This window comes from Frigoribacterium sp. PhB116 (assembly GCF_004364285.1).
In the GTDB taxonomy this organism is placed as follows: domain Bacteria; phylum Actinomycetota; class Actinomycetes; order Actinomycetales; family Microbacteriaceae; genus Frigoribacterium.
Window position 1 is genome coordinate 1 of sequence record NZ_SOBE01000007.1, and the last position, 21,941, is coordinate 21,941.

The 21,941-nt window shown below is 73.5% G+C and carries 14 protein-coding genes; 10 read left to right on the forward strand and 4 right to left on the reverse strand.

The features are described from left to right. Positions 1–350: 350 nt before the first annotated feature. Complete coding sequence (locus EDF20_RS15255) at positions 351–2,486, reverse strand: aldo/keto reductase (RefSeq protein ID WP_133739288.1); 2,136 nt, start codon at positions 2,484–2,486, stop codon at positions 351–353. 122 nt (positions 2,487–2,608) lie between these two features. Here EDF20_RS15255 and EDF20_RS15260 point away from each other — a divergent pair, with 122 nt between their 5' ends. Further along, on the forward strand, positions 2,609–3,598 hold the full coding sequence (locus EDF20_RS15260; protein ID WP_133739289.1) for a LacI family DNA-binding transcriptional regulator: 990 nt from the start codon (positions 2,609–2,611) through the stop codon (positions 3,596–3,598). Between the two features lie 358 nt (positions 3,599–3,956). Here EDF20_RS15260 and EDF20_RS15265 read toward each other — a convergent pair whose 3' ends face one another. Continuing rightward, positions 3,957–9,182 carry a glycoside hydrolase family 3 N-terminal domain-containing protein gene (locus EDF20_RS15265; protein ID WP_133739290.1) on the reverse strand — a complete coding sequence of 1,742 codons (5,226 nt, stop codon included), beginning with the start codon at positions 9,180–9,182 and terminating at the stop codon, positions 3,957–3,959. A gap of 409 nt (positions 9,183–9,591) precedes the next feature. On the opposite strand from EDF20_RS15265, the gene EDF20_RS15270 reads away from it, so the two are divergent. The 9 genes from EDF20_RS15270 to EDF20_RS15310 all read left to right on the forward strand — a co-directional run bounded on the left by EDF20_RS15270 (position 9,592) and on the right by EDF20_RS15310 (position 20,661). Next, positions 9,592–10,608, forward strand: coding sequence for a LacI family DNA-binding transcriptional regulator (locus EDF20_RS15270; protein ID WP_123546950.1), 1,017 nt, complete (start codon positions 9,592–9,594; stop codon positions 10,606–10,608). A gap of 151 nt (positions 10,609–10,759) precedes the next feature. Beyond that, entirely contained in the window at positions 10,760–12,877 is a 2,118-nt protein-coding gene (locus EDF20_RS15275) for a beta-galactosidase (protein ID WP_133739291.1), read from the forward strand. Between the two features lie 71 nt (positions 12,878–12,948). Further along, a complete protein-coding gene (locus tag EDF20_RS15280) occupies positions 12,949–14,244 on the forward strand; it encodes an extracellular solute-binding protein (protein WP_243833522.1) in 1,296 nt (431 codons plus the stop codon). Continuing rightward, a complete protein-coding gene (locus EDF20_RS15285; RefSeq protein WP_233569007.1) occupies positions 14,237–15,211 on the forward strand; it encodes a sugar ABC transporter permease in 975 nt (324 codons plus the stop codon). Before EDF20_RS15280 ends, EDF20_RS15285 begins: the two co-directional genes overlap by 8 nt. Beyond that, a complete protein-coding gene (locus EDF20_RS15290) occupies positions 15,208–16,149 on the forward strand; it encodes an ABC transporter permease subunit (protein ID WP_133739293.1) in 942 nt (313 codons plus the stop codon). Before EDF20_RS15285 ends, EDF20_RS15290 begins: the two co-directional genes overlap by 4 nt. A gap of 100 nt (positions 16,150–16,249) precedes the next feature. After that, entirely contained in the window at positions 16,250–18,469 is a 2,220-nt protein-coding gene (gene yicI, locus EDF20_RS15295) for an alpha-xylosidase (RefSeq protein WP_133739294.1), read from the forward strand. 189 nt (positions 18,470–18,658) lie between these two features. Continuing rightward, a complete protein-coding gene (locus EDF20_RS15300; protein WP_208292678.1) occupies positions 18,659–18,880 on the forward strand; it encodes an LPXTG cell wall anchor domain-containing protein in 222 nt (73 codons plus the stop codon). 369 nt (positions 18,881–19,249) lie between these two features. Continuing rightward, positions 19,250–20,335 carry a helix-turn-helix transcriptional regulator gene (locus tag EDF20_RS15305; RefSeq protein ID WP_133739296.1) on the forward strand — a complete coding sequence of 362 codons (1,086 nt, stop codon included), beginning with the start codon at positions 19,250–19,252 and terminating at the stop codon, positions 20,333–20,335. 128 nt (positions 20,336–20,463) lie between these two features. After that, on the forward strand, positions 20,464–20,661 hold the full coding sequence (locus EDF20_RS15310; RefSeq protein WP_123546943.1) for a hypothetical protein: 198 nt from the start codon (positions 20,464–20,466) through the stop codon (positions 20,659–20,661). A gap of 142 nt (positions 20,662–20,803) precedes the next feature. Here the strand turns inward: EDF20_RS15310 and EDF20_RS15315 are convergent, their stop codons facing one another. Both EDF20_RS15315 and EDF20_RS15320 read right to left on the reverse strand, forming a co-directional pair. Beyond that, positions 20,804–21,235 carry a BLUF domain-containing protein gene (locus EDF20_RS15315; protein WP_123546942.1) on the reverse strand — a complete coding sequence of 144 codons (432 nt, stop codon included), beginning with the start codon at positions 21,233–21,235 and terminating at the stop codon, positions 20,804–20,806. 153 nt (positions 21,236–21,388) lie between these two features. After that, positions 21,389–21,820, reverse strand: a complete 432-nt coding sequence (locus tag EDF20_RS15320; RefSeq protein ID WP_133739297.1) for a hypothetical protein — start codon at positions 21,818–21,820, stop codon at positions 21,389–21,391. Between the last annotated feature and the right edge of the window lie 121 nt (positions 21,821–21,941).

Genomic DNA, 21,941 nt, shown 5'->3' on the forward strand with positions numbered 1-21,941 from the left:
GGGAGCGACGCGACGGGCTCGGTCGACGCAGCCGACGACGAGGACGACGGGGCGGCGGACGACGACGAGCCGGAGCCGGCGTCGGTCGAGGAGCACGCGGCGAGGCTGAAGATGAGGGCGCCGGAGGCGACGATGCCGAAGGCGGACTTGGTGATGGTCTTGCGTGAGATGTTCATAGGTTTCTCCTTGTCTGTGGTTCCCGGTGGGGAGTTGACAAGGGTTCGCCACCCTCGCTGGATGGGATTGGTGCGTTACCTGACCGTGACCTCGAGCCGACCCGCCCCCAGCACGGAGGAGGCGGTGGGCAGGTCCCGAGGACCCGGCCACCGCCTCCTCGGCAATGCGCCCGGTCAGCGCAGGTCGAGCCAGGCGACCTGTTCGTCCGAGAGCGAGACGCTGAGGCCGCGCATCGACGACCGCGCCTCCGAGATGGTGCGCGGCCCGAACAACGGGAACGTCGGGAACGGCTGGTGCAGCACGTAGGCCAGGGCGATCGCCGTCGCGGCGACGCCGTGCTCGGCCCCGAGCTGTTCCGCACGGCGCAGGCGCTCGAAGTTGTCGGCGCTGTAGTAGCAGCGCACGAGCTCGGCGTCGGTGAGGTCGTCGGGGCGGGCCCGGCCCGTGAAGAAGCCGCGCGCCTGCGACGACCAGGGCAGCAGCGGGATCTGGCGCTGCTCGAGCCACTTCTTCGACTCGGGGTCGGTGACGTGCTCGCAGCCGGCCCACGGCACGTCGTAGGCCTCGGCGAGGCCGAAGTGGTTCGACAGCACCGAGAACTCGGCGCGGCCGTGGGCCCTGGCGTACTCGTTCGCCTCGTCGACACGGGCCGGGGTCCAGTTCGAGCCGCCGTAGACGCGGATGCGCCCGGCCCGGCGGTGCTCGTCGAGCACGTCGACGAACTCGCCCACGGGGACGTCGGTGTTGTCCCTGTGCATCATGTAGATGTCCGCGTGGTCGGTGCCCTGGCGGTCGAGGCTCTCGAGCAGCTGGCGGGTCAGCGACTCGGGGTCGCAGTGCGGGGTGTGCGCGCCCTTCGTGATGACGACGACGTCGTCTCGGATGCCGCGGTTCGCGATCCAGCGGCCCAGCCGCGCCTCCATCTCGCCGTCGCCGTAGAGCCAGCCGGTGTCGAACGTGTTGCCGCCCTGGCTGACGAAGTGGTCGAAGATCGAGGAGGCGTGCGCCAGGTCCTGCTGGTTGTCCACTCCCATGACCAGCCGCGACACCTTCTTGCCGACCCCGGCGATCTCGCCGTAGACCATCGGGGCGTCGGGGGAGACGGCGAGCGGGCGGCCGGTGACGGTGGGGATGTCGACGTCCTCGCGCTCGAACGGGTAGCGCAGGCCGATCGCGGCACGCCACTGGTCGAGCACGCGGGCGGTGCCGACGCTGTCGTCGAGGCTGATCTCGGCGGCCTCGCCGGTGCCGTCGCGCAGGGCGGCGATCGTCGCGGCGGCCTCGAGGCCGTAGGGCTGCGCCCCGGGGAACGACAGGGTCCGGGTCTCGCCGTCGACGGTGCGGACGGTCAGCTCCGCGTCGTCGCCGAACCACGGGTCGGTGAGCACGATGCTGCCGCGCGAGCCGGTGATCGTCGCGATGTTGGCGTCGTCGACACGGACGCCGCACCGCACGGCGGCGGTCACGCCGTCGCCGAAGTCGAGCTGGGCCAGGGTCCACTCGTCGACGCCGGTGGGGCCGAGCGTGCCCTTGGCGGTGACGGCGAGGGGCTCGGCGAACGCGCGGCCGCGAGCGGCCCCGACCACGGCGCGGGCCAACGAGACGGGGTAGCCGCCCACGTCGAGGATCCCGCCGCCGGCCGTGTCGACGTCGAACAGGCGGCCCTCGCGCTCGGAGGCGGCGAACGAGAACGCGGCGTCGACGTGCACGAGCTCGCCGATCGCCCCGTCGCGGACGAGCTCGAGCAGGGCCCGCGTCTGCGGGTGGAACCGGTACATGACCGCCTCGACCAGGGTCGCGCGGGCCTGGCGGGCCTCGTCGGCGACGGCCATCGTCGTGCCCGCGTTCGGCGTCAGCGGCTTCTCGCAGAGCACGGCCTTGCCGGTCGCGACCGCGTCGAGCACGAGGCGGGCGTGGGTGGTGTGCACGGTCGCCACGTAGACGGCGTCGATCGTCGGGTCGGCGAGGACCTCGGCGTACGTCCCGGTGCGGACGAGCTCGGTCGGCGCGCCCACGGTGCCGTCGGCACGGGGTTCCTCCCCGGCGGGCGCCGCGCCCTGTTCGACGGCGAACGCCGCGAGCTCGGCGGCGCGTCCCGCGTCGGTGCTGCCGACCGCGGCGAGCGCCCCGCCCGACGAGGGCAGCTGCGAGACGAACTTCCGGGCGATCGTGCCGGCGCCGAGCACGGCCCAGCGGGCGACGGCGCCCGGCTCGGCCAGACGGTCGGAGGTCGAGGAGGCAGCAGTCGAGGAGGCGGCAGGGGCCGAGGAGGGGACGGTCGCGTCGGCGGGAGTGGTCAGGGGAGACATCGGTGTCCTTCACTGGGTCGGCAGGCACCCGGCGAGCGGGTGGGCGGTCGCGGGGCCGTGCAGTCGAGCGAGCGACCGTGAACGTTCACGGCCACAGACGACGCTACCAGTAACCTCAGGGGGTGACGACTGCCGACCCCCGCCTCCCTCGTCCTGCCACGATCCTCGACGTGGCCCGGGTCGCCGGTGTCTCGCGCCAGACCGTGACCCGTTCGCTCAACGGCCTGCCCGACGTCAGCGCGGCGACGCGCGAGCGCGTGGTGCAGGCGGCCCGCGACCTGAACTACCGGCCGAACCGTGCGGCCCAGGGCCTGGTCAAGGGCCGACAGGTGACGGTCGGGCTCGTGCTCGACGACCTCCGCAACCCCTACTACCCGGAGGTCGCGTCGGAGTTCAGCCGGGCGGCGACCGCACGCGGCTGGGGCGTGCTGCTGTGCGACCTCGGGCACGACGCCTCCGTGGCTCGGGAGAGCCTCGCGTCCCTGGTGCCGCGCGTCGACGTGCTCGTCTCGCTGATGCCGCTCGGCGACCTGCGCGAGCAGGTCGCGGGCGTCCCGACGGTCGAGGTCGACACCGACCCCGACGGAGGCGCCCAGGGCGTCATCGAGATCGAGACCCGGACGGCCGTGCGCAGCGCCCTCGACCACCTCAGGGCGGCGGGCCGCAGCCGGGTCGCGATGATCGACTCCGGCGTGGAGGGCTCCGGGCGGGCCCTGGCCTACCGCGACTACCTGGCCGAGCACGGCCTGGCGTGGAGCCCCGCCTCCGAGGTGCGGGTCGAGCAGACCCACGCCGACGGGGTGCGGGCGGTCGCGGAGCTGCTCCGGGCGTACCCGGACGCCGACGCCCTGCTCGCCTTCAACGACGTGCTCGCGATCGGGGCGCTCAAGGGCCTCGCGCGGCTCGGCGTCGTCGTGCCGGACGACGTCGCCGTCGTCGGCATGGACGGGCTCGACCTCGGCTCGCTCGTCACCCCGGAGCTGACCACGCTCTCGATCGACAAGGCCGAGCTGGCGCGCGTCGCCGTCGAGGTCGTGGCCGACATGCTCGCCGGCGCGGAGCCGCCGCGGCGCCGCGTCGCGCGCACGCTGCTGCTGCGCGAGTCCGCGTAGCGCGCCGCGCCCCGCGCCCGGCTGCGCCGCCCCGCGCCCGGCGCCGCCCCGCGCCCGGCTGCGCCGCCCGGAGGCCGGAACACCCCGGAGTGGACGAAGCACCCCGTCGTTTCGGGGTGTTCCGTCCACTCCGCGGTGTTCCAGGCGGGCGACGGGCGGCTCCGCGCAGCCCGCCCTGCCGCTCGGATCCCGCGCCCGCACCCCCCGCGCCCCTCGCGCCCCTCGCGCCCCCTCATCGTCCCGTGGGCGATGAACCGCGAACCGAACCATGAACCGCGAAAGAACGCGGTTCATGGTTCGGAACGCGGTTCGAGGAGACGCAGCGGGCCGAGCAGCCGCCGCCGCCGCCGGAGGCTGGCTACTCGTCGCCGAGGGCGCCGAGGCGGCGGCGGCGCAGCGTCAGCCACGCCCCGACCGTGATCAGCAGGAGCGCCGTGCCGGCGATGCCGACCCAGGCGTCCGAGCCGGTGAACGCGAGGCCGTCGCGGCCGGCGACGGCCACCGCGCCGCCCGACCCGCCGCCCACGCCTGCGCCTGCGCCCGGCGTGCCTGAGCCCGGAGTGCCGCCCGGCGTGCCCGCACCTGGCGTGCCGTCACCCGGCGTGCCCGCACCCGGCGTGCCGCCGCCCGGCGTGCCCGGGTCACCGGGGTCGCCCGGCCCCGCGGCGGCGAGCACCGTCAGCGTCGCCCGCGCGAGCTGCCCCGCGCCCTCGAGCTCGACGACGTGCGCCCCCGGCTCGAGGTCGGCCGGCACGACGAACCGCAGCACGCCCACCCCGGCGACGGTCGCGGTCGTGTCGCCGATCGACTGCGGCTCGGAGAAGACCGTCCCGGCGAGCTCCTCGCCCGCGACGAACCCGGTCGCGGTGATCGACACCGTGTCGCCCGGACGTGCCGTGGCCGGCGAGAGCGTGCCCGGCACGACCGTCTTGGCCGGCTCGACGACGCCGAGGTCGATGCCCAGCACGGTCGCGAGACGGGCGAGCGCCACGTCGGGCAGCCCGCGCTGCAGCGCGTTCTCCGCGTCGGCGGTCAGCGCCGCCGCGCCGACACCAGCCGGCCCGGCGGCGGCCGTCCCGTCGACCATCGCGGCCTGCGCGAGGTCGCGGGCGACCGACACGAGGTCGTCGGCCGCGCCCATCGCGTCGAGATCGGTCCCCGAGAACGGGCCGACCGCCTCGAGCAGCGAGCGGAGGAGGCGCGCGACGGCGTCGGCGTCCCCGACCGCCACCGTCCCGTCCGCTGCCCAGACGTCGCCGTCGAGCACGTCCTGCACGCCGTCGCGGGCCTCGCCTGCGGGCAGCGACGCGACGAGCGCCTCCAGCCGCTCGCGCGCGCCGTCGGTGCGCAGGCCCCAGCCGTACGGGTACAGCGGCGAGTAGTCGGCGTCGCCCACGTTGATCGGCACCTGGTCGGCGCTCGCGGCCCAGGTCACCGGCAGGCGCCCGGCGAAGGGCAGGCGGCCGAAGAGCACGTCAGCCACGCCCGCGCCCTCGGAGCCCGGCAGCGACGAGGCGACCACCGCGTCGGCGAGCCCGACGACGTCGCCGAGCAGCTGCGGGCGGCCCGACACGACGAGCACGACGCACGACGAGGTCGCGGCGCAGACCTTCTCGACGACGGCCTGGTCGGCGGGCGTGAGCGACAGGCTCGAGCCGTTGTTGCCGACGTCGCCCTGCCCCTCCGCGTAGGGCCGTTCGCCGACGACGACGACGCCGGTCTGGTCGGCGCGGATCGGCTCGGCGGCGCCGGGGCTCACCGTGACGGCCGCGCCGGGAGCGACCTCGCGGATGCCCTCGGCGATGCTCGTGCCGGTCGTCGTGTCGCCCGACCCGCCCTGCCAGCTGATCGTCCAGCCGCCCATCTGGCGACCGAGGTCGTCGGCGCTGGAGCCGGCCACGTAGAGGTCGGCGTCCGCAGCCAGCGGCAGCGCGCCTCCTGCGTTCTTCAGCAGCACCTGCGACTCGGCCGCGGCCTGGCGGGCCACCGCGCGGTTCGCGGCGCTGCCGACGCCGTCGACGTTGGTGCGGTCGGCGAAGGGCTGCTCGAACAGGTTCAGGTCGAACTTCTGCGTGAGGATGCGCCGCACGGCGTCGTCCACCCGCGACTGCGACACGGCGCCCGAGCCGACGGCCGCGACGATGCTGTCGATGAACGCGCCGTAGTTGTAGGGCGCCATCGCCATGTCGAGCCCGGCGTTCACCGAGCGGACGGCCTTGTCGGCATAGCTGCCGCCCGGCAGCTTGTCGATGCCCTCCCAGTCGCTGATGAGGAACCCCTGGAACCCCAGGTCGCCCTTGAGCAGGTCGTTGTTGAGCGCGGCGTTCTCGTGCATCCGCACGGGCCCGTCGCCGAGGTCGACCGCCGAGTACGACGGCATGATCGTGCCGACGCCGGCCTCGAGGGCAGGCAGGTAGGGGTCGACGTGCAGCCGGGTGAAGTCCTCGAGCGACTCGGCCTCGGTCACGCCCTGGTCGATCGGGTACGCGCCGGTGCCGACGACGGACTCGTCGTACGTGGTGCCTCCGTCGCCGGCCCAGTGCTTGGCGGTGGCCAGCACCTCGTCGGCGCCGCCGATGTCGGTCGGGTCGTCGCCCTGCAGGCCGATCACCGAGGGGGCGGCGAAGGTGCGGACCAGGTCGGGGTCCTCGCCGAACGACTCGTAGCTGCGGCCCCAGCGCTCGTCGCGCGAGACGCAGAGGCAGGGGGCGAAGGTCCACGGCACGCCGGTCGCGCGCACCTCCTGCGCCGTGACGCGGGCGATCTGCTCGACGAGCGCCGGGTCGCGGGTCGCGCCGAGGCCGGTGTTGTGCGGGAAGATCGTCGCCCCGACCACGTTGCTGTGGCCGTGCACGGCGTCGACGCCGTAGATCATCGGGATCTGCAGGCGGGTCGAGAGCGCCTCACGCTGGTAGCCGTCGACCATGTCGGCCCAGGCCACGGCGGTGTTGCCCTGCGGCACCGATCCTCCGCCGCTGAGCAGCGAGCCGAGGGCGCGTCCGCTGATGTCGCTCGGCGACGACAGCCCGAGGCGCTCGGCCTGCGCCATCTGGCCGACCTTCTCCTCGAGCGTCATCCGCCCGAGCAGGTCGGCGACGCGCTCGGCGGTCGGCAGCGACGCGTCGAGGTAGGGCAGGTCGTGCGCGCCGATCACGATGCGCGGGCCCTCGCCGACCTTGGCCGTGGTCGACGCGAGCGTCAGCTGCAGCTCCTTCGACTCGGCCGGCCCCGAGGAGGCGCGGGTCGTCACGCTGATCGTCTGCACGGTCCCCGAGGGCGAGCCGGCCGGGAACGTCGCCGTGCCCGAGGCCGCGTCGTAGTCGACGCCCTCGACGGCGGTGCCGTCGGCGGTCGCCCAGTCGACGACGACGTCGGAGGCGAGGGGCTCGTCGCCCGCCGTCGAGAGGGTGAGCGGCACCTCCGCGGTGTCGCCCGCGTCGACGAGCCAGACGTCCTGCGTCGAGTCGACGGTCACGGAGGCGGCGGTCGCGGGCGTCCCGTAGACCTGCGTGTCGTCGATCGCCCAGCCGACCGGCGCCGGAGTGCCGGGGGCGAAGGTGATCGAGTAGCCGAAGGCGCTCGTCAGGTCGAGGGTGCCGTTCTTCGTCGCGTCGTCGCCCGGCTGGTAGCCCGATGGCGTGAACGACGAGAAGGGCAGCTCCACGAGCTTCCAGCGGCTGGTGCTGCTGCCCCAGTTGTCCTTGAAGGTGGCGGCCCAGAGCTCGCTGGTCTCGGCGGTGTCGCCGCCGCCCGCGGGGTCGCCGTCCTTGATCTCGACCTTGAGGTCGGCGCCGGCGGTGGGCGAGGCGGGGTTGTTCGCCTGGGAGGCGTACCACCAGAACCGCAGGCCCTGGTAGCTCGACCAGTCCTGCGCGTCGGCCAGGTCGTGGCTGAGCCCGCCGTAGCCGCCCTCGGGGATCGAGTACGTGCCGCTCAGCACGCGGTTGTCCGCGACCCCGGCGCGCTCCTGGGTCGTCACCTCGCGGCTGATGGTCGGCTCGAGCGGCGCGGGGGAGCCCCACGTGAAGAAGCCGACGGGGTCGGCCCCGGTGGTGAGGTCCACGTCGCCCTCGAAGTCCTCGATCATCGTCGCGCGGTCGTACACGGCGACGTCGTCGAACAGCCAGGTGCCGGCGCCGAGGGCCGTGAGCGTCACGGCGAAGCCGGTCGAGGCGGAGGGGTCGAAGCGCGCGTCGCTGGTCGGGGCCGTCTTCGAGCGGAGGTCGGCGAACAGCACGCTGACCTGCTTCCAGTCCGTGCTGTCGTCGACGACGGTCTGCTCGAAGAGGGCGTCGTTGCCGTTCTTCAGCTCGTACCGCAGCGGCAGGCCGGTGGCGTTCCCCTTGAACCAGAACGAGAAGCCGTCGTGGTCGCTCCAGTCGGTGGCCGCGGTGTCGTGCGCGAAGCCGAACCAGTCCGCCTGCGTGGTGGGCCCCGCGACGGCCGCGCTGAGGACCTTCGCGCCTGCGCCCGACGATCCCGCACGATCGGCCGCGACGGTGCTGAGCGTCGGCGTCACCGGTGCGTTCGCGCCCCACGGGAAGTACCCGGCGGGCACGTCGCCCTCGAAGTCGTCGATCACGGTCGTGGCGCCGACGTTCGGCAGCGCGCCGGTCGGCGTCACGGTGACGGCCAACGTCGACCGCGCCCCGAGGGTCACGGGGTCGCTCGGCTCGGACAGCGTCAGCGTGAAGGCGCGACGCGGGCTGAGGCCGCCCGTCGACAGGGTCGTGACCACGACGGAGGCGGTGGTCTCGCCGGGTGCGAAGGTCACCTCCTGGTCGACAGCCTCGAAGTCCGTGCCGGCGACGGCGGTGCCGTCGGTCGACCGGACGCGCGCGGTGACCGGCTCGGTGCTCGCGCCCGTCAGGCTGAGCCCCACGGCGAGCGGCTGCCCGGCGGCGACCGTCGCGGTCGACCGGTCGAGCGTGACCGCGCGGGTCTGCGACTCCCCGAAGACCTGCAGGCCGAAGGCCGAGTAGCCGTACCAGTGCTGGCGCGGCAGGTCCCAGGTGGCGGATGCGCGCTGCAGCATGCTGAGCCGCACGTAGCGGGCCTCGACGGGCGCGTCGGGCGTGCCGACCGCCTCCTCGTCCCGGCCGCCGTCGCTCGTGACCGTCTTCGCGACCGTCCAGCTCGCCTCGAGGGCCGGGTCGCCCTGCGTGGTCTCGATCCGGTAGCTCGACGCGTACGAGTCCTCCCAGTCGATGCCGATCGAGTCGACGCGGGAGACGCCGCCGAGGTCGACCGTGACGGAGGCGGTGAACGGGACGTCCTCGTCGGGTCCGTTGCCGCTCGCCCAGCGCGTGGTCGAGTCGCCGTCGATCAGGGCGTCGGCCGGGAACGTGCCGTCCTTGTCCGACTGCGTCGCCGAGGCGACGACCGTGCCGTACCGCGCCAGGTCGACCGGCGCGGCCGAGGCGGCGACCGCCGGCAGGCCGCTCAGCAGCAGGGCCGAGACAGCGGTCAGCGCGGCGGCGCCGAGCAGGCCACGGCCACGGGCGCGGTGCCGGGAGCCGGGCGCGCGTCGCGAGGACGAGCTGGCGGTGCGAGGTGAACGAGTGCGGACAGGACCGACGGCCACGATTACTCCCTTGTAATCACGAACTGACGCGGGACAGTCCACGCCGCCACGTCGTCGTGGCCGCGTGCTGTCTCGAGGCAGGACCGCCCTCGCCGACCCCGCGAACGGGGCCAGGGGCGGATCGGCTCATCGTATTCACACAGGCGGCGCAGAGGCAAGGGCCCCTGCCCCCTCTGTCAGCCTCGCATGATGAACCGCGAACCGAACCATGAACCGCGACAAAACGCGGTTCATGGTTCGGAACGCGGTTCACGGCGGCGACGCCGCGGGCGTGCCCCGAGCGGCGCGGTCGGATGCGCGCGCCTTGCGTGAACGTTCACGGTCCTTTAGTCTCAGGTCCGACACAGCCGTCGAAGCGCTTCGCCGAGACGAGTGACCAGACGCACGACGACTCGACGAGGAGGCCGAGATGACCACGATCCACGACGTGGCGAAGGCCGCCGGCGTCTCGATCAGCACCGTCTCGTACGCACTCAGCGGCAAGCGGTCCATCCGGGCCGACACCCGCCTCCGGATCGACGCCGCCGTCCGCGACCTCGGCTACCGCGCCAACGCCGGCGCTCGCATGCTGGCCGGTACGCGGACGAACATCCTCGCCCTCAGCGCCCCGATGCACGCCGAGACGCACCCGCCCGCGTTCATGTCGTTCGTCGTGGCCATCGCCACGGCGGCCCGGCGCCACGACTACGACATCCTGCTGCTGACCGAGGCCGACCCGCTCGAGGGCCTCCGCCGGGTGGCGTCGAGCCAGCTGGTGGACGGCGTCGTCCTCATGGACGTCGACACCGACGACGCCCGCCTCCCGCTGCTGCGCGAGCTCGACCTGCCCGCGACGGTCGTCGGCGTGCCCCGCGACACGACCGGTCTCGTCTGTGTCGACTTCGACTTCGAGGAGGCGGCGCGCACCTCGGTCCGCCGGCTCGCCGACCAGGGCCACCGGTCGATCGGCATGGTCGGCCACGCCGCGGCCCTCTACGAGCACGGCTCGAACTTCGCGCCGCGGTTCCGCGACGCCTTCGTCGCGGCGATCGAGGCCGACCCCCGCGCGCTGCGCGGCGCCGTCGCGCACGCGCCGGCGCCCGGAGACCCCCGTGACGCGGTCGAGGTGCTGCAGGAGGCGCTCCCCGACCTGACCGCGCTCGTCCTGAACTGCAACGAGGGCGCCCACCGCGCCGTGCTCCGGTCGCTCGCCGCCCGCGGCCTGCGCGTGCCCGACGACGTGTCCGTCGTCTCGGCCTGCTCGAGCTTCGACACGGCCGAGTTCGTGCCGGCGCTCGACGTCGTGCCGTTGCCCGCCGAGGAGTCGGGCCGTCGCGCGGTCGAGCTGACCATGGCCCAGCTCGACGGCCGGTCGACGGATCAGGTGCAGCTGATAGCGCCGACCTGGATCGCGGGCCGCTCGACCGCGGAGGTCGCCGTCTCCTGACTCCTCGATGCCCCTGACGGCCGACGGCCCGTCGTCGAAGCGCTTCGACACTCCTACCCCGCCGCCACGACCCGCCACCACCGCGACCCGCCACCACCGTTCCCCCCACCACCACGACCCGCCGCACCCACCCACCACCGAGAGGCCCCCGATGTCGACGCTGACGTCCCGCTCCCGCGACCTGCCCGAGCCCCGCACCTTCCCCTGGATCACCGACGGCCTCGCCCTCGGCGGCGACTGGTCGCCCGAGCAGTGGCCCGAGGAGCTCTGGGCCGACGACGTCGCCCTCATGCGCCGCGCCGGGGTCAACAGCATCAACCTCGCCGTCTTCTCCTGGGGCCTGCTCGAGGTCGCCGACGGCGAGTTCGACTTCGGCTGGCTCGACCGCGCGATGGACCTGCTCGCCGACGCCGGCATCGGCGTGAACCTCGCGACGCCGACCGCGGCGCCGCCGATCTGGCTGTTCCGGGCGCACCCCGAGATCGGCCTCGTCACCGACCGCGGCGTGCGCGTCTCGCAGGGCGGCCGGCTCGGCTGGTCGCCGAGCTCGGCGGTGTTCCGCCGCTACGCTCTGCGGCTCGTCGAGACCATGGCGGCCCGCTACGCCCACCACCCGGCCCTCCGCCTCTGGCACGTGAGCAACGAGCTCGGCAACGAGAACTCGCACTGCTTCAGCGACGAGACCTCGGCCGCGTTCGCGACCTGGCTGGAGGCGCGGCACGGCACGGTCGAGGCGCTGAACGCGCACTGGGGCTCGGCCTTCTGGGGCCACCGCTACACGTCGTTCGACCAGGTCGAGGCGCCCCGCTTCACCGGCACGAGCCACAACCCCGGCCTGCTGCTCGACTTCGAGCGCTTCAGCAGCGACGCCCTGCTCGGCCACTACCTCGCCGAGCGTGAGGTGCTGCGCCGCGTGACGCCCGACGTGCCGATCACGACGAACTTCATGATCCAGAACCACCCGGGCGTGCACGACTACGCCGGCTGGGCACGCGAGGTCGACCTCGTCGCCAACGACCACTACACGATCGGCGTCGACCCCGAGCGCTGGGGCGAGCTGGCCTTCAGCGCCGACCGCACGCGCGGGATGTCGCAGGGCGAGCCCTGGCTGCTGATCGAGCACTCGACCTCGGCCGTCAACTGGCAGCCGCGCAACCGCGCCAAGTCGCCCGGCGAGCTGGCGCGCAACAGCCTGGCCCACGTCGCACGAGGAGCCGACGGCGCCCTGTTCTTCCAGTGGCGCCAGTCGACCGCGGGCAGCGAGCAGCACCACTCGTCGGTCGTGCCGCACGCCGGTGCCGACAGCCGCGTCTACCGCGAGGTGGAGGCGCTCGGCGCGACCCTGCGCCGCATCGGCGCCGTGCGCGGGTCGACCGTCGAGCAGGCCCGCGTGGCGATCCTCTTCGACGAGATCAGCCCGAACGCGCTCCGCTCGGGCAACAACCCCAGCGTCGACGTCAGGGCCCTCGACCAGCCGCTCGCGTTCCACCGGGCGCTGACCCGCAAGGGTGTGGCCGTCGACGTGGTCGCGCCGACGAGCGACCTCTCGGGCTACGACCTCGTCGTCGTGGCGACGCTCTACCTGTGCCCCGAGGAGGCGGTGGCCGGCCTCGAGCAGGTCGTCGCCCGAGGCGGCACCGTCGTCGTCACCCCGTTCTCCGGCATCGTCGACCGGCACAACCGCGTCGTCGAGGGCGGCTACCCCGGCGTGCTGCGCGAGCTGCTCGGGGTGCGCTCGGAGGAGTTCTACCCGCTGCTGCAGGGCGCCGAGGTCGAGCTGTCCGACGGTCGCCGCGGCCGCGTCTGGAGCGAGCTCGCCGCGCCCCGTGCGTGGGGCGGCGGCGGCGGCGACGCCACGAGCGGAGCAGGACCGACCGGCGCAGCCCCGACCGACGCGGCCGCCACGGTCACGAGTGCCTACGTCACGGGCCAGCTCGCCGGGCACCCCGCGACGTTCCGCCGCGACGCCCCGGGCGGCGGTGCGGCGCTCTACCTCACCACGCACCTCGACGACGCCTCGCTCGCGGCCCTCGTCGACGACCTCGTCGCCGAGCAGGGGATCGCACCCATCGCGGTCGGCGACGACGGCCTCGAGAGGGTGCGCCGCACCTCCGAGGCAGGGTCGTGGCTCTTCGCGATCAACCACGGCGACGTCGACCAGCAGGTCGTCGCGACCGGGGTCGACCTCGTGTCGGGCCAGCCCGCCGACGGCTCGTTCACCGTGCCCGCCGGCGCGGTGGCCGTGATCGAGGAGACCCCGGCCCGCTGACCCCGACACCCCACCCGAGAACCCTCCGCCGACCCCTCACCAGGGCGGCACCCGCGTCGAAGGAGATGCAGATGAGACACCCGAAGACCGTGAGGGCCGCAGCCCTCGCGACCGTCCTGATCGGGGGAGCCGCGCTGAGCGGCTGCTCCGCCGTGGGCGGCGACGACGTCGTCCGCCTCGAGTACTGGGGCTGGGGGGTCGGCCAGAGCGAGCAGGTCGCCCTCTGGAACGCCGCGAACCCGGACGTCCAGGTGCGGCACACCGACGCCGGAGGCGGCACGGACTCGGCCGCGAAGCTCCTGACCTCGAGCCGGGCCGGCAACGCCCCCGACGTGGCGCTCGCCGAGTACACGACGATCCCGTCGCTGGTGATCGCCGACGTGCCGCGCGACATCACCGACCTGGTGGCCGACGTGGACGACGCCTTCACCGAGGGCACCTGGGCCCAGACGACCTTCGGCGGCCAGGTGTACGCGCTGCCGCAGGACGCCGGGCCGATGGTGCTCACCTACCGCGCCGACCTGCTCGCCGAGACCGGCCAGGCCGTCCCGACGACGTGGCAGGAGTTCGGCGACGTCGCCCGTGCCGTGCACGAGCAGCGCCCCGACACGGTGCTCGCGGCCGTCCCCGCCGGCGAGCTCGGCTTCTGGGCCGGGGTCTCGGCGCAGGCCGGCGCCGACTGGTGGTCGGTCGACGAGGACGGCTGGACCGTCGGCATCGCCGACGAGCGCATGCTCGAGGTCGCCGACTTCTTCGAGCAGCTCGCCGCCGACGGCTCGATCGACACCGACCCCGTGCTCTCGCCCGAGTACAACAAGCGCGTCAACGACGGCACGATCGGCGGCTGGGCGGCAGGCATCTGGGCGCCGAGCGTGCTCGGCGGCGTCGCCCCCGACACCTCCGGCTCGTGGGAGATCACGCCGCTGCCCGAGTGGACGCCCGGCGACGCCGCGGTGCCGTTCCAGGGCGGCTCGGCGCTGATCGTGACGAAGAACAGCGAGCACCCCGAGGAGGCGGCGGCGTTCGCCAAGTGGATGAACGCGAGCACCGAGGGCAACCAGTCGCTGCTCGACGTGCGCGGCGTCTACCCCGCGTCGATCGAGGGCCAGGAGCTCGCGATCGGCAACGCCCCGCCCTCGCTGATGCCGCAGCAGACCGACTTCTACGACGTCGCCGCCGAGGTCTCGGAGGACGTCCTCCCCACCACGTGGGGCCCCAACGTCGCGCTCGCGACGACCACGCTCACCGACGAGCTCAACGCGGCGATCGCGGCCGGCACCCCGTGGCGCGACGCCTTCGTCGCGACCCAGGCCGTCGTCGTGGCCGACATGGAGGAAGTGGGATACCAGGTGACCACGAATGGCTGACACCGCGCTGCGCCCCGAGATGACGCACCCCGTCACCGCGAGCCCGGCCCCGCGCCCGGCGCGCGGCCGACGCCGGAGCCCGCTGGCTCCCTACCTGTTCGTCGCGCCGGCCGTCGTGCTGTTCGTGGTGTTCATGCTGATCCCGCTCGGCTACACGATCTGGTCGAGCCTCCGGGCCTACCGGATCGAGGAGGGGGCGTCGGTGCTCGGCGTCCGGGTCGACCGCTTCGTGGGCCTCGACAACTACGTCGCCGTGCTGCAGGACGCCGAGCTGCTCGCCAGCTTCGGCCGGCTCGGGATCTACGGCGTCATCGCGGTGCCGCTGACGCTCGGGCTCGCGCTGCTCTTCGCGCTGCTGCTCGACGTTCCCGCCGTCCGTGCGAAGCGGTTCGCGCGCACGGCGATCTTCATCCCCTACGCCGTGCCCGGCATCACCGCGGCGCTGCTCTGGGGCTTCATGTACCTGCCGAGCACGAGCCCGTTCTCGTACGTGACGAACGCGCTCGGCTGGGGGCCGATCCCGTTCCTCGAGGCCGGCGGCCTGTTCGGGTCGCTCGCCAACATCGCCATCTGGGGCGGCGTCGGCTTCAACATGATCATCATCTACACGTCGCTCCGCGGCATCCCGGCCGAGATCTACGAGTCGGCCCGCCTCGACGGCGCGAGCGAGCTCCAGGTCGCCCTGCGCATCAAGGTCCCGCTCGTCGTGCCCGCGCTCGTCCTCACCGGCGTCTTCGCGCTGATCGGCACGCTGCAGCTGTACGGCGAGCCGAACACCCTCCGTCCCCTGACCACCGAGATCACCCAGAGCTGGGCCCCGCTGATGACCATCTACCGCGACGCGTTCCTGACCGACGACCTCCCGTCGGCCGCCGCCTCCTCGACCATCCTCGCGCTCGGGACGGTCGCCCTCTCGGCGATCGTGCTCGCCGTCGCGAACCGCCGCCGGAAGGAGGGCGTCTCGTGACCGCCCTCGACACGCGCCCCGGCTCGGGCTCCCGACCAGGAGGCGCGGAGGGCGACCGCAGGACGGCCCGCTCCGGCGGCACCGCCCGCCCCGGCGCCGCCCGCGCCTCTCGCAGCGGCAAGCTGCTGCCCACGATCGTGCTGCTGATCGGCGCCTTCTACTGCCTCGTGCCGGTCGGCTGGGTGTTCATCGCCTCGTCGAAGTCGCCGGGCGAGCTGTTCACCTCGTTCTCGTTCGCCCCGGGCACCGGCCTGCTCGGCAACCTCGGCGACCTGTTCGCCTACGAGGGCGGCCAGTACGGCCTGTGGGCCGCGAACTCGCTGCTCTACGCGGGGGTCGGCGGCGTGCTGTCGACGCTCGTCTCGACGATGGCGGGCTACGCCCTGGCGAAGTTCGCGTTCCGCGGGCGGAACCTGATCTTCTTCATGATCCTCGCGGGCGTGCTGATCCCGGGCATCACCCTCGCGATCCCGCAGTACATCCTGCTCAGCGAGATCGGGCTGGCGGGCGGGCCGATCTCGGTGCTGCTGCCGATCATCATCAGCCCGTTCGGCATCTACCTGTCTCGGGTGTTCGCGCAGTCGGCGGTGCCGCAGGAGATCCTCGAGGCGTCGCGGATCGACGGCGCGGGCGAGTGGCGCATCTTCCGGCACATCGTGCTGCCGATCATGGTGCCCGGCATGGTGACCGTGTTCCTGCTGCAGTTCGTCGGCATCTGGAACAACTTCCTGCTGCCGTTCGTGATGCTCAGCGACCAGGCCGACTACCCGCTCACCGTCGGCCTCTACACGCTGCTGTCGAAGGGGTCCGGCGCCCCGGCGCTGTACTCGCTCGCCATCACCGGGGCGGCCGTGTCGATCATCCCGCTCACGCTGCTCGTGCTGTTCCTGCAGCGCTTCTGGCGGCTCGACCTGATCTCGGGAGGGCTGAAGGGCTGATGACCGAGCCCATCCGCACCTCCGAGGCCCATGAACGCTCGGCCGTCGTCTCGCCGGCCACCTCCTCCTCGCACCCCGCGCACCCGGAAGGCAGCACCGCATGAAGTTCACCGACGGCTACTGGGAGATCCTGCCCGGCGTCACCGCCCTGTACGCCCAGGAGGCGCACGACGTCTGGGAGCAGGACGGCGGCCTCGTCGCCTACGCCCCGACCAAGCGCATCGCGGGTCGCGGGGACACCCTCAACCGGCCGATGCTCACCGTGTCGCTGTCGTCGCCGGCCGAGGGCGTCATCCGCGTCCGCATCGACCACCACCAGGGCGCGCGCGGCCGCGGCGGGTTCGACCTGCCCGGCGACGACGGCTCGCGGGTCGGCGAGGTCAGCGTCGTCGACGGCGTCGGCACGCTCACCTCGGGGGCGCTCACCGCGACCGTGGGCGAGGGCGCCCCCTGGTCGCTCGAGTTCAGCTCGGGCGGCGAACGGCTGACGGGGTCGGGGCACCGCTCCGTCGGGTACGTGACCGACGCCTCCGGCCGGTCGTTCGTGCACGAGCAGCTCGACCTCGGCGTCGGCGAGCACGTCTACGGGCTGGGGGAGCGCTTCGGGCCCCTCGTCAAGAACGGCCAGACCGTCGACATCTGGAACGCCGACGGCGGCACCTCGAGCGAGCAGGCCTACAAGAACGTGCCCTTCTACCTGACGAACAAGGGCTACGGCGTGCTCGTCGACGACCCCGGCGCCGTCTCGTTCGAGGTCGGCACCGAGTCGGTCGAGCGGGTGCAGTTCTCGGTCGAGGGCGAGTCGCTCGAGTACCTCGTGATCGCCGGGCCGACGGGCAAGGACGTGCTCGAGCGCTACACCGCGCTCGCCGGCCGGCCTGCCCTCGTGCCGGCCTGGAGCTACGGCCTCTGGCTGACGACGAGCTTCACGACCGACTACGACGAGGCGACGGTCACGTCGTTCATCGACGGGTTCGCCGAGCGCGACCTGCCGCTGTCGGCGTTCCACTTCGACTGCTTCTGGATGCGGGAGTTCAGCTGGACCGACTTCGTCTGGGACCCGCGCGCGTTCCCCGACCCCGACGCGATGCTCGCCCGGCTGCACGACAAGGGCCTGCACGTCTGCGTCTGGATCAACCCCTACATCGCACAGCGCTCGCCGCTCTTCGCCGAGGGGGCCGCGGCCGGCTACCTCGTGAAGAAGGCGAACGGCGACCTCTGGCAGTGGGACATGTGGCAGGCCGGCATGGCGCTGGTCGACTTCACGAACCCGGAGGCGGTGGCCTGGTACCAGGGCTACCTGCGGCAGCTCACGGCGCAGGGCGTCGACTCGTTCAAGACCGACTTCGGCGAGCGGATCCCGACCGACGTCGTCTGGCACGACGGCAGCCACCCCGAGGCGATGCACAACCTCTACGCGCAGCTCTACAACCGCGCGGTGCACGAGGTGCTCGTCGACGAGCGCGGCGAGCGCGACGCCGTCGTCTTCGCCCGCTCGGCGACCGTGGGCGGCCAGACGATGCCCGTGCACTGGGGCGGCGACAACTCGTCGAGCCACGTGTCGATGGCCGAGACGCTGCGCGGCGGGCTGTCGCTGTCGATGGGCGGCTTCGGCTTCTGGGCGCACGACATGGGCGGCTTCGAGGGGCTGCCCGACGCGGGCGTCTTCAAGCGGTGGGTCGCCTTCGGCCTGCTGTCGTCGCACTCGCGGCTTCACGGGTCGAGCTCGTACCGGGTGCCGTGGCTGTTCGACGACGAGGCCGTCGACGTCACGCGGTCGTTCACCAAGCTCAAGCTGTCGCTGATGCCGTACCTGTTCCAGGCAGGCGTCGAGGCGCACGAGCGGGGAGTGCCGGTGATGCGGCCGATGGTGCTCGAGTTCGACCGCGACCGCGCCGTCGTGCACGTCGACACGCAGTACATGCTGGGCCCCGACCTGCTCGTCGCGCCGGTGTTCTCGGCCGACGGCACCGTCGAGGTGTACCTGCCTCACGGCCGCTGGACGAACTGGTTCACCGGCGAGGTCGTCGACGGCGGCTCGTGGCGCACCGAGCGGCACGGCTTCGACACCCTGCCGCTGTACGTGCGCGAGGGTGCGGTCGTCCCGGTCGGCGCCCGCGACGACCGGCCCGACTACGACTATGTCGACGGGCTGACGCTGCACGTGTTCCCCGGTCCCGACGGGGTGCGAGAGGTGACCGTCACGGACCAGGCGACGGGCGAGCCGACCGTCTTCCGCGTCGAGAGGCGAGGAGGCGCGGCGGAGGTGACCGGGCCCGAGGGCGCGACCCTGCCTGCCTTGGTGGTGCGCGCCTCCTAGGCCGCGGTCCCCTCTGCCTGCCGGGCTGGCCCTCGACCGGGGGCCAGCCCGGGTACGGGGCGACGCCACCGGTCGGGGTACGGCCGGTCGGGTGCCAGCCGGGAGAACCAGCGCGATCATCGTGCTCGTTCCGACATGGGCGTATATCTCAGGCCGCCGGTCGTCGTGCCTCCGGTGACCATGCCTCCGGTGACCACGCCTCCGGTCACCACACCGCCCGTGACGCCCGCCGTCCCGGTCACGCCCGTGGCGGACCGCAGCCGCGGCCAGCTCGCCGCGGGACGCCTCGCGAACACCGGCGCCGAGAGCACCGTGCCCGCCCTGCTCGCCGGGCTCGCGCTGTTGTCTGGTGTCGCGCTCGTCGTGACGGCTGCGACGCGCCGCCGCCGCGGCGCGCACGTCGCTCGCTGACGCGAGCCTGCCCGGTCGGCGGGCCGCGCCGCGGCCACTGGGGGAGCCGCAGGTGCGCGGCGGGCGCCTCCCTCGCTGGGCCCCTGGTCGTCCCGTCTCGTTCCGAGCATCCCGTCGCGCCACGACGAGACGGGATGCTCGGAACGAGGAAGGACCCTGGTGCGGCGCCGCCGGGCGCGGCCGATCAGCCCCGTGCTCGGGGGTGGTGACGCGGGGTCGACGGTGCGAGATGATGTCGTCGCGACATCCGTGCCTGCACCTCCGTGCCCGCGGCTTCGTGACGAACCGGCTCGCCGAGACGTCCCGAAGGAGGCGGGTCCGCCTCACCAGCGGGCGGCGCAGGCCGGGAACGGACCAGGAGAACCACTCATGACCAGCACCGAGACCCACAGCGACGCCCACGCCGTCGAGGACGGCCTCGCCGTCGTGGCGACGGCTGCCGCCGTCGCGTCCGCCGACCCCGGCACTGCCGTCGACAGGGACGCCGTGGCCTCCGCCGGGCCCGACTCCGGGCCGCGCTTCGAGCGTGTCCAGTTCGCGAGCGACGACCTCGAGGAGGCGCGCAGCAGCCTCGAGAGCGTCTACGACGGCCGCCAGTTCCGGGCACGCGCCACGGGGGAGCCGTTCGCGTTCCGCTTCGCCTCCGCCGGCGACTCGCGCCTGAGCCTGCAGACCGGCACCTTCACGGCGCACCTGCAGGGCGTCATCCCGTGGTCGCGCGACTACGCGATGTCGTGGTTCCGCTCCGGCTCCGTGACCGTCGACTACCCGGTCGGGCAGCTGACGAGCGAGGGCTCGAGACCGTTCCTCACGCCGACCGAGACGTCGTTCGCGTTCTCGATGACGCCGCACCGGCACGGCATCGTGCACGTCGACGCGGCGTTCCTCGAGGCGGTCGCCAGCGAGCGCCACGCGGGGCCGCCGCAGCGGATCGTCTTCGACTACGCCGCCGTGCCGACCCACGAGGCGCTCGCCGCGTGGCGGACGACGCTCGGCGAGGTGACGCCGCTGATCGTCGGCGAGGAGACGCCCGCGCTGGCCCGCCACGCCGCCCAGCAGGCGCTCGTCCGCGGCATGCTCGACCTGTTCCCCTGGCGGGCGATCGACGTGCCCGACGCCCTGCGGACCGAGCGCACCCGCCGCCTCCGCCAGGCCGCGGAGTACGTGCACGCCTACGCCGACCAGGCCATCACCTCCGCCGACATCGCGGCCGCGGCGGGCATGCACACCCGGACCCTGCAGCTGCTGATGAGCGAGCACCTCGGCTCGAGCCCCACCAACTACGTGCGGCACGTGCGCCTCGATCGGGCCCGGCAAGACCTGCTCTCGTCCGAGCCGGGCTCGGTGCTCGTGTCCGACGTCGCCCGCAAGTGGGGCTTCGGCAACCTCGGCCGCTTCTCGGCGTCGTACTCCGCACGGTTCGGCGAGTACCCGCGCGACACGCTCGCGCGCTGAGCGAGCGAGCTGGGCGAGCTGGGCGCGACGGCGGGGCGTCCTGCGGTGCCCGGCCCGCGCCTCCTCGGGGCGGTGGTTCACAGCGAGCTCGGGGTGCTCTCGCGGGGGCCGGGCGTACGGTCCGCGACATGAGCACCGACGACAAGTCCGACGAGACCATGACCAGCCCGATGATGGACGGAGCCGAGGAGGCGACGGCCGAGGAGAAGACGGACGGCCTGTCCGAGCAGGCCGACGCCGACCACCGCGACGGTGGCGGGACCGGCAGCCGCGAGGGCGACGTGCGCGAGCGCGCCGCCCAGCACGACGCGCAGTCGGACGTCTAGCGCGGGCTGAGCAGCCCCGCCGCGCACCCGCTCGGACCGCACCGCACCGCGTTTCGTGCACCGCACCGGTTCTAGACCTGGTGCAGTGCACGAAATGCGGTGCGGTGTCTCTGCGGGTGGCGCCGGGCGCGGGGCAGGCGCGTCAGGCGCCGGCGGGCACGGGAGCGCGGAACCAGTCGAGCAGGGCGCGCACCGCAGGGTCGAGGTCGGGTCGGCGGCGCGAGTCGTCGAGGGCTGCGCCGGTCACGTCCGCGTAGCCGGGGATCGCCTCGGCGAGCTCGTCGGTCGTGGGTCGGTAGCCCATCGACCACTCGGCGAAACGGGGCTGATCGATCGACTCGCGCAGCAGCTCGACCACATCGGTGTGCCGCGGGTCGGCGGCGATGAGCTCGTAACGGGCCTGCACGACCTCGTCGGGACCTTCGAGCACCTGGACGAAGCGCCCCTGCTTGTGCATCAGGAACCCCGACAGCCCTAGCCGGCGGTTGTTCGCGCGGCTGTTCATGAGCAAGGTGGCGAGGTCGCCGTCGGTCGGACGGACGCGCGAGGCACTGGTGTAGACGATCGAGAGCATGAGGGCCTTTCGGGGGGTCCTTCGAGCTTGCCCGCTGTGAACCGCGCCGTCACGCCCCAGAGAGGGGGCTGCGCGGGTCGTTCCTGCCCGCGGTCGCTGCGCGCCCGCTGAACCCGCGCACACCCGTTGGCGCGCGCGAGGGTCCACGCGGGTTCAGCGGGTGTCGACCGCGCGCCGTGACCGGCGACGGCCGCGCAGCAGGATGGCGAGGTACGCGAGGGCGCTGGCGAGGCAGAGAGCGATGCCGGTCCAGACGACGGGCAGCGCAAGCCCGTCGAAGACGGCGCCCAACAGGAACGACAGGCCGATCGCGAAGGAAGTGAGCAGCAGCGAGAGGACCGGCTCGAGCCACGCCGGGCCGAGCAGTGCGGCTCGTGAGGTGTCGTGTCCCTCGTCGGCACGGCTCCGGGCGTCGTCCAGCCGGTCGCGGATCGTGAGGCCGATGACGGGGCCCCAGAAGCAGACGACCGCGGGCTGGCCCACCTGCGACACGGCGATCACGACGATCGAGGCCACTGCCCCAGCGACGTACCACCGCGGGAACACGCGGCTGATCGGGACGGCGCGTCCGGGGCCGTCGGTCACGCCGAGCTCGCAGTCGTGGGCATGCCGCCACGTTAGCCGCGCCGTTGCTGCTGCGCGCCGCCACCTCGAGCCGGCCGCCTTCCGAACCCGCGCACCCGTCGAGCCGCGCGCACCCCTCGAA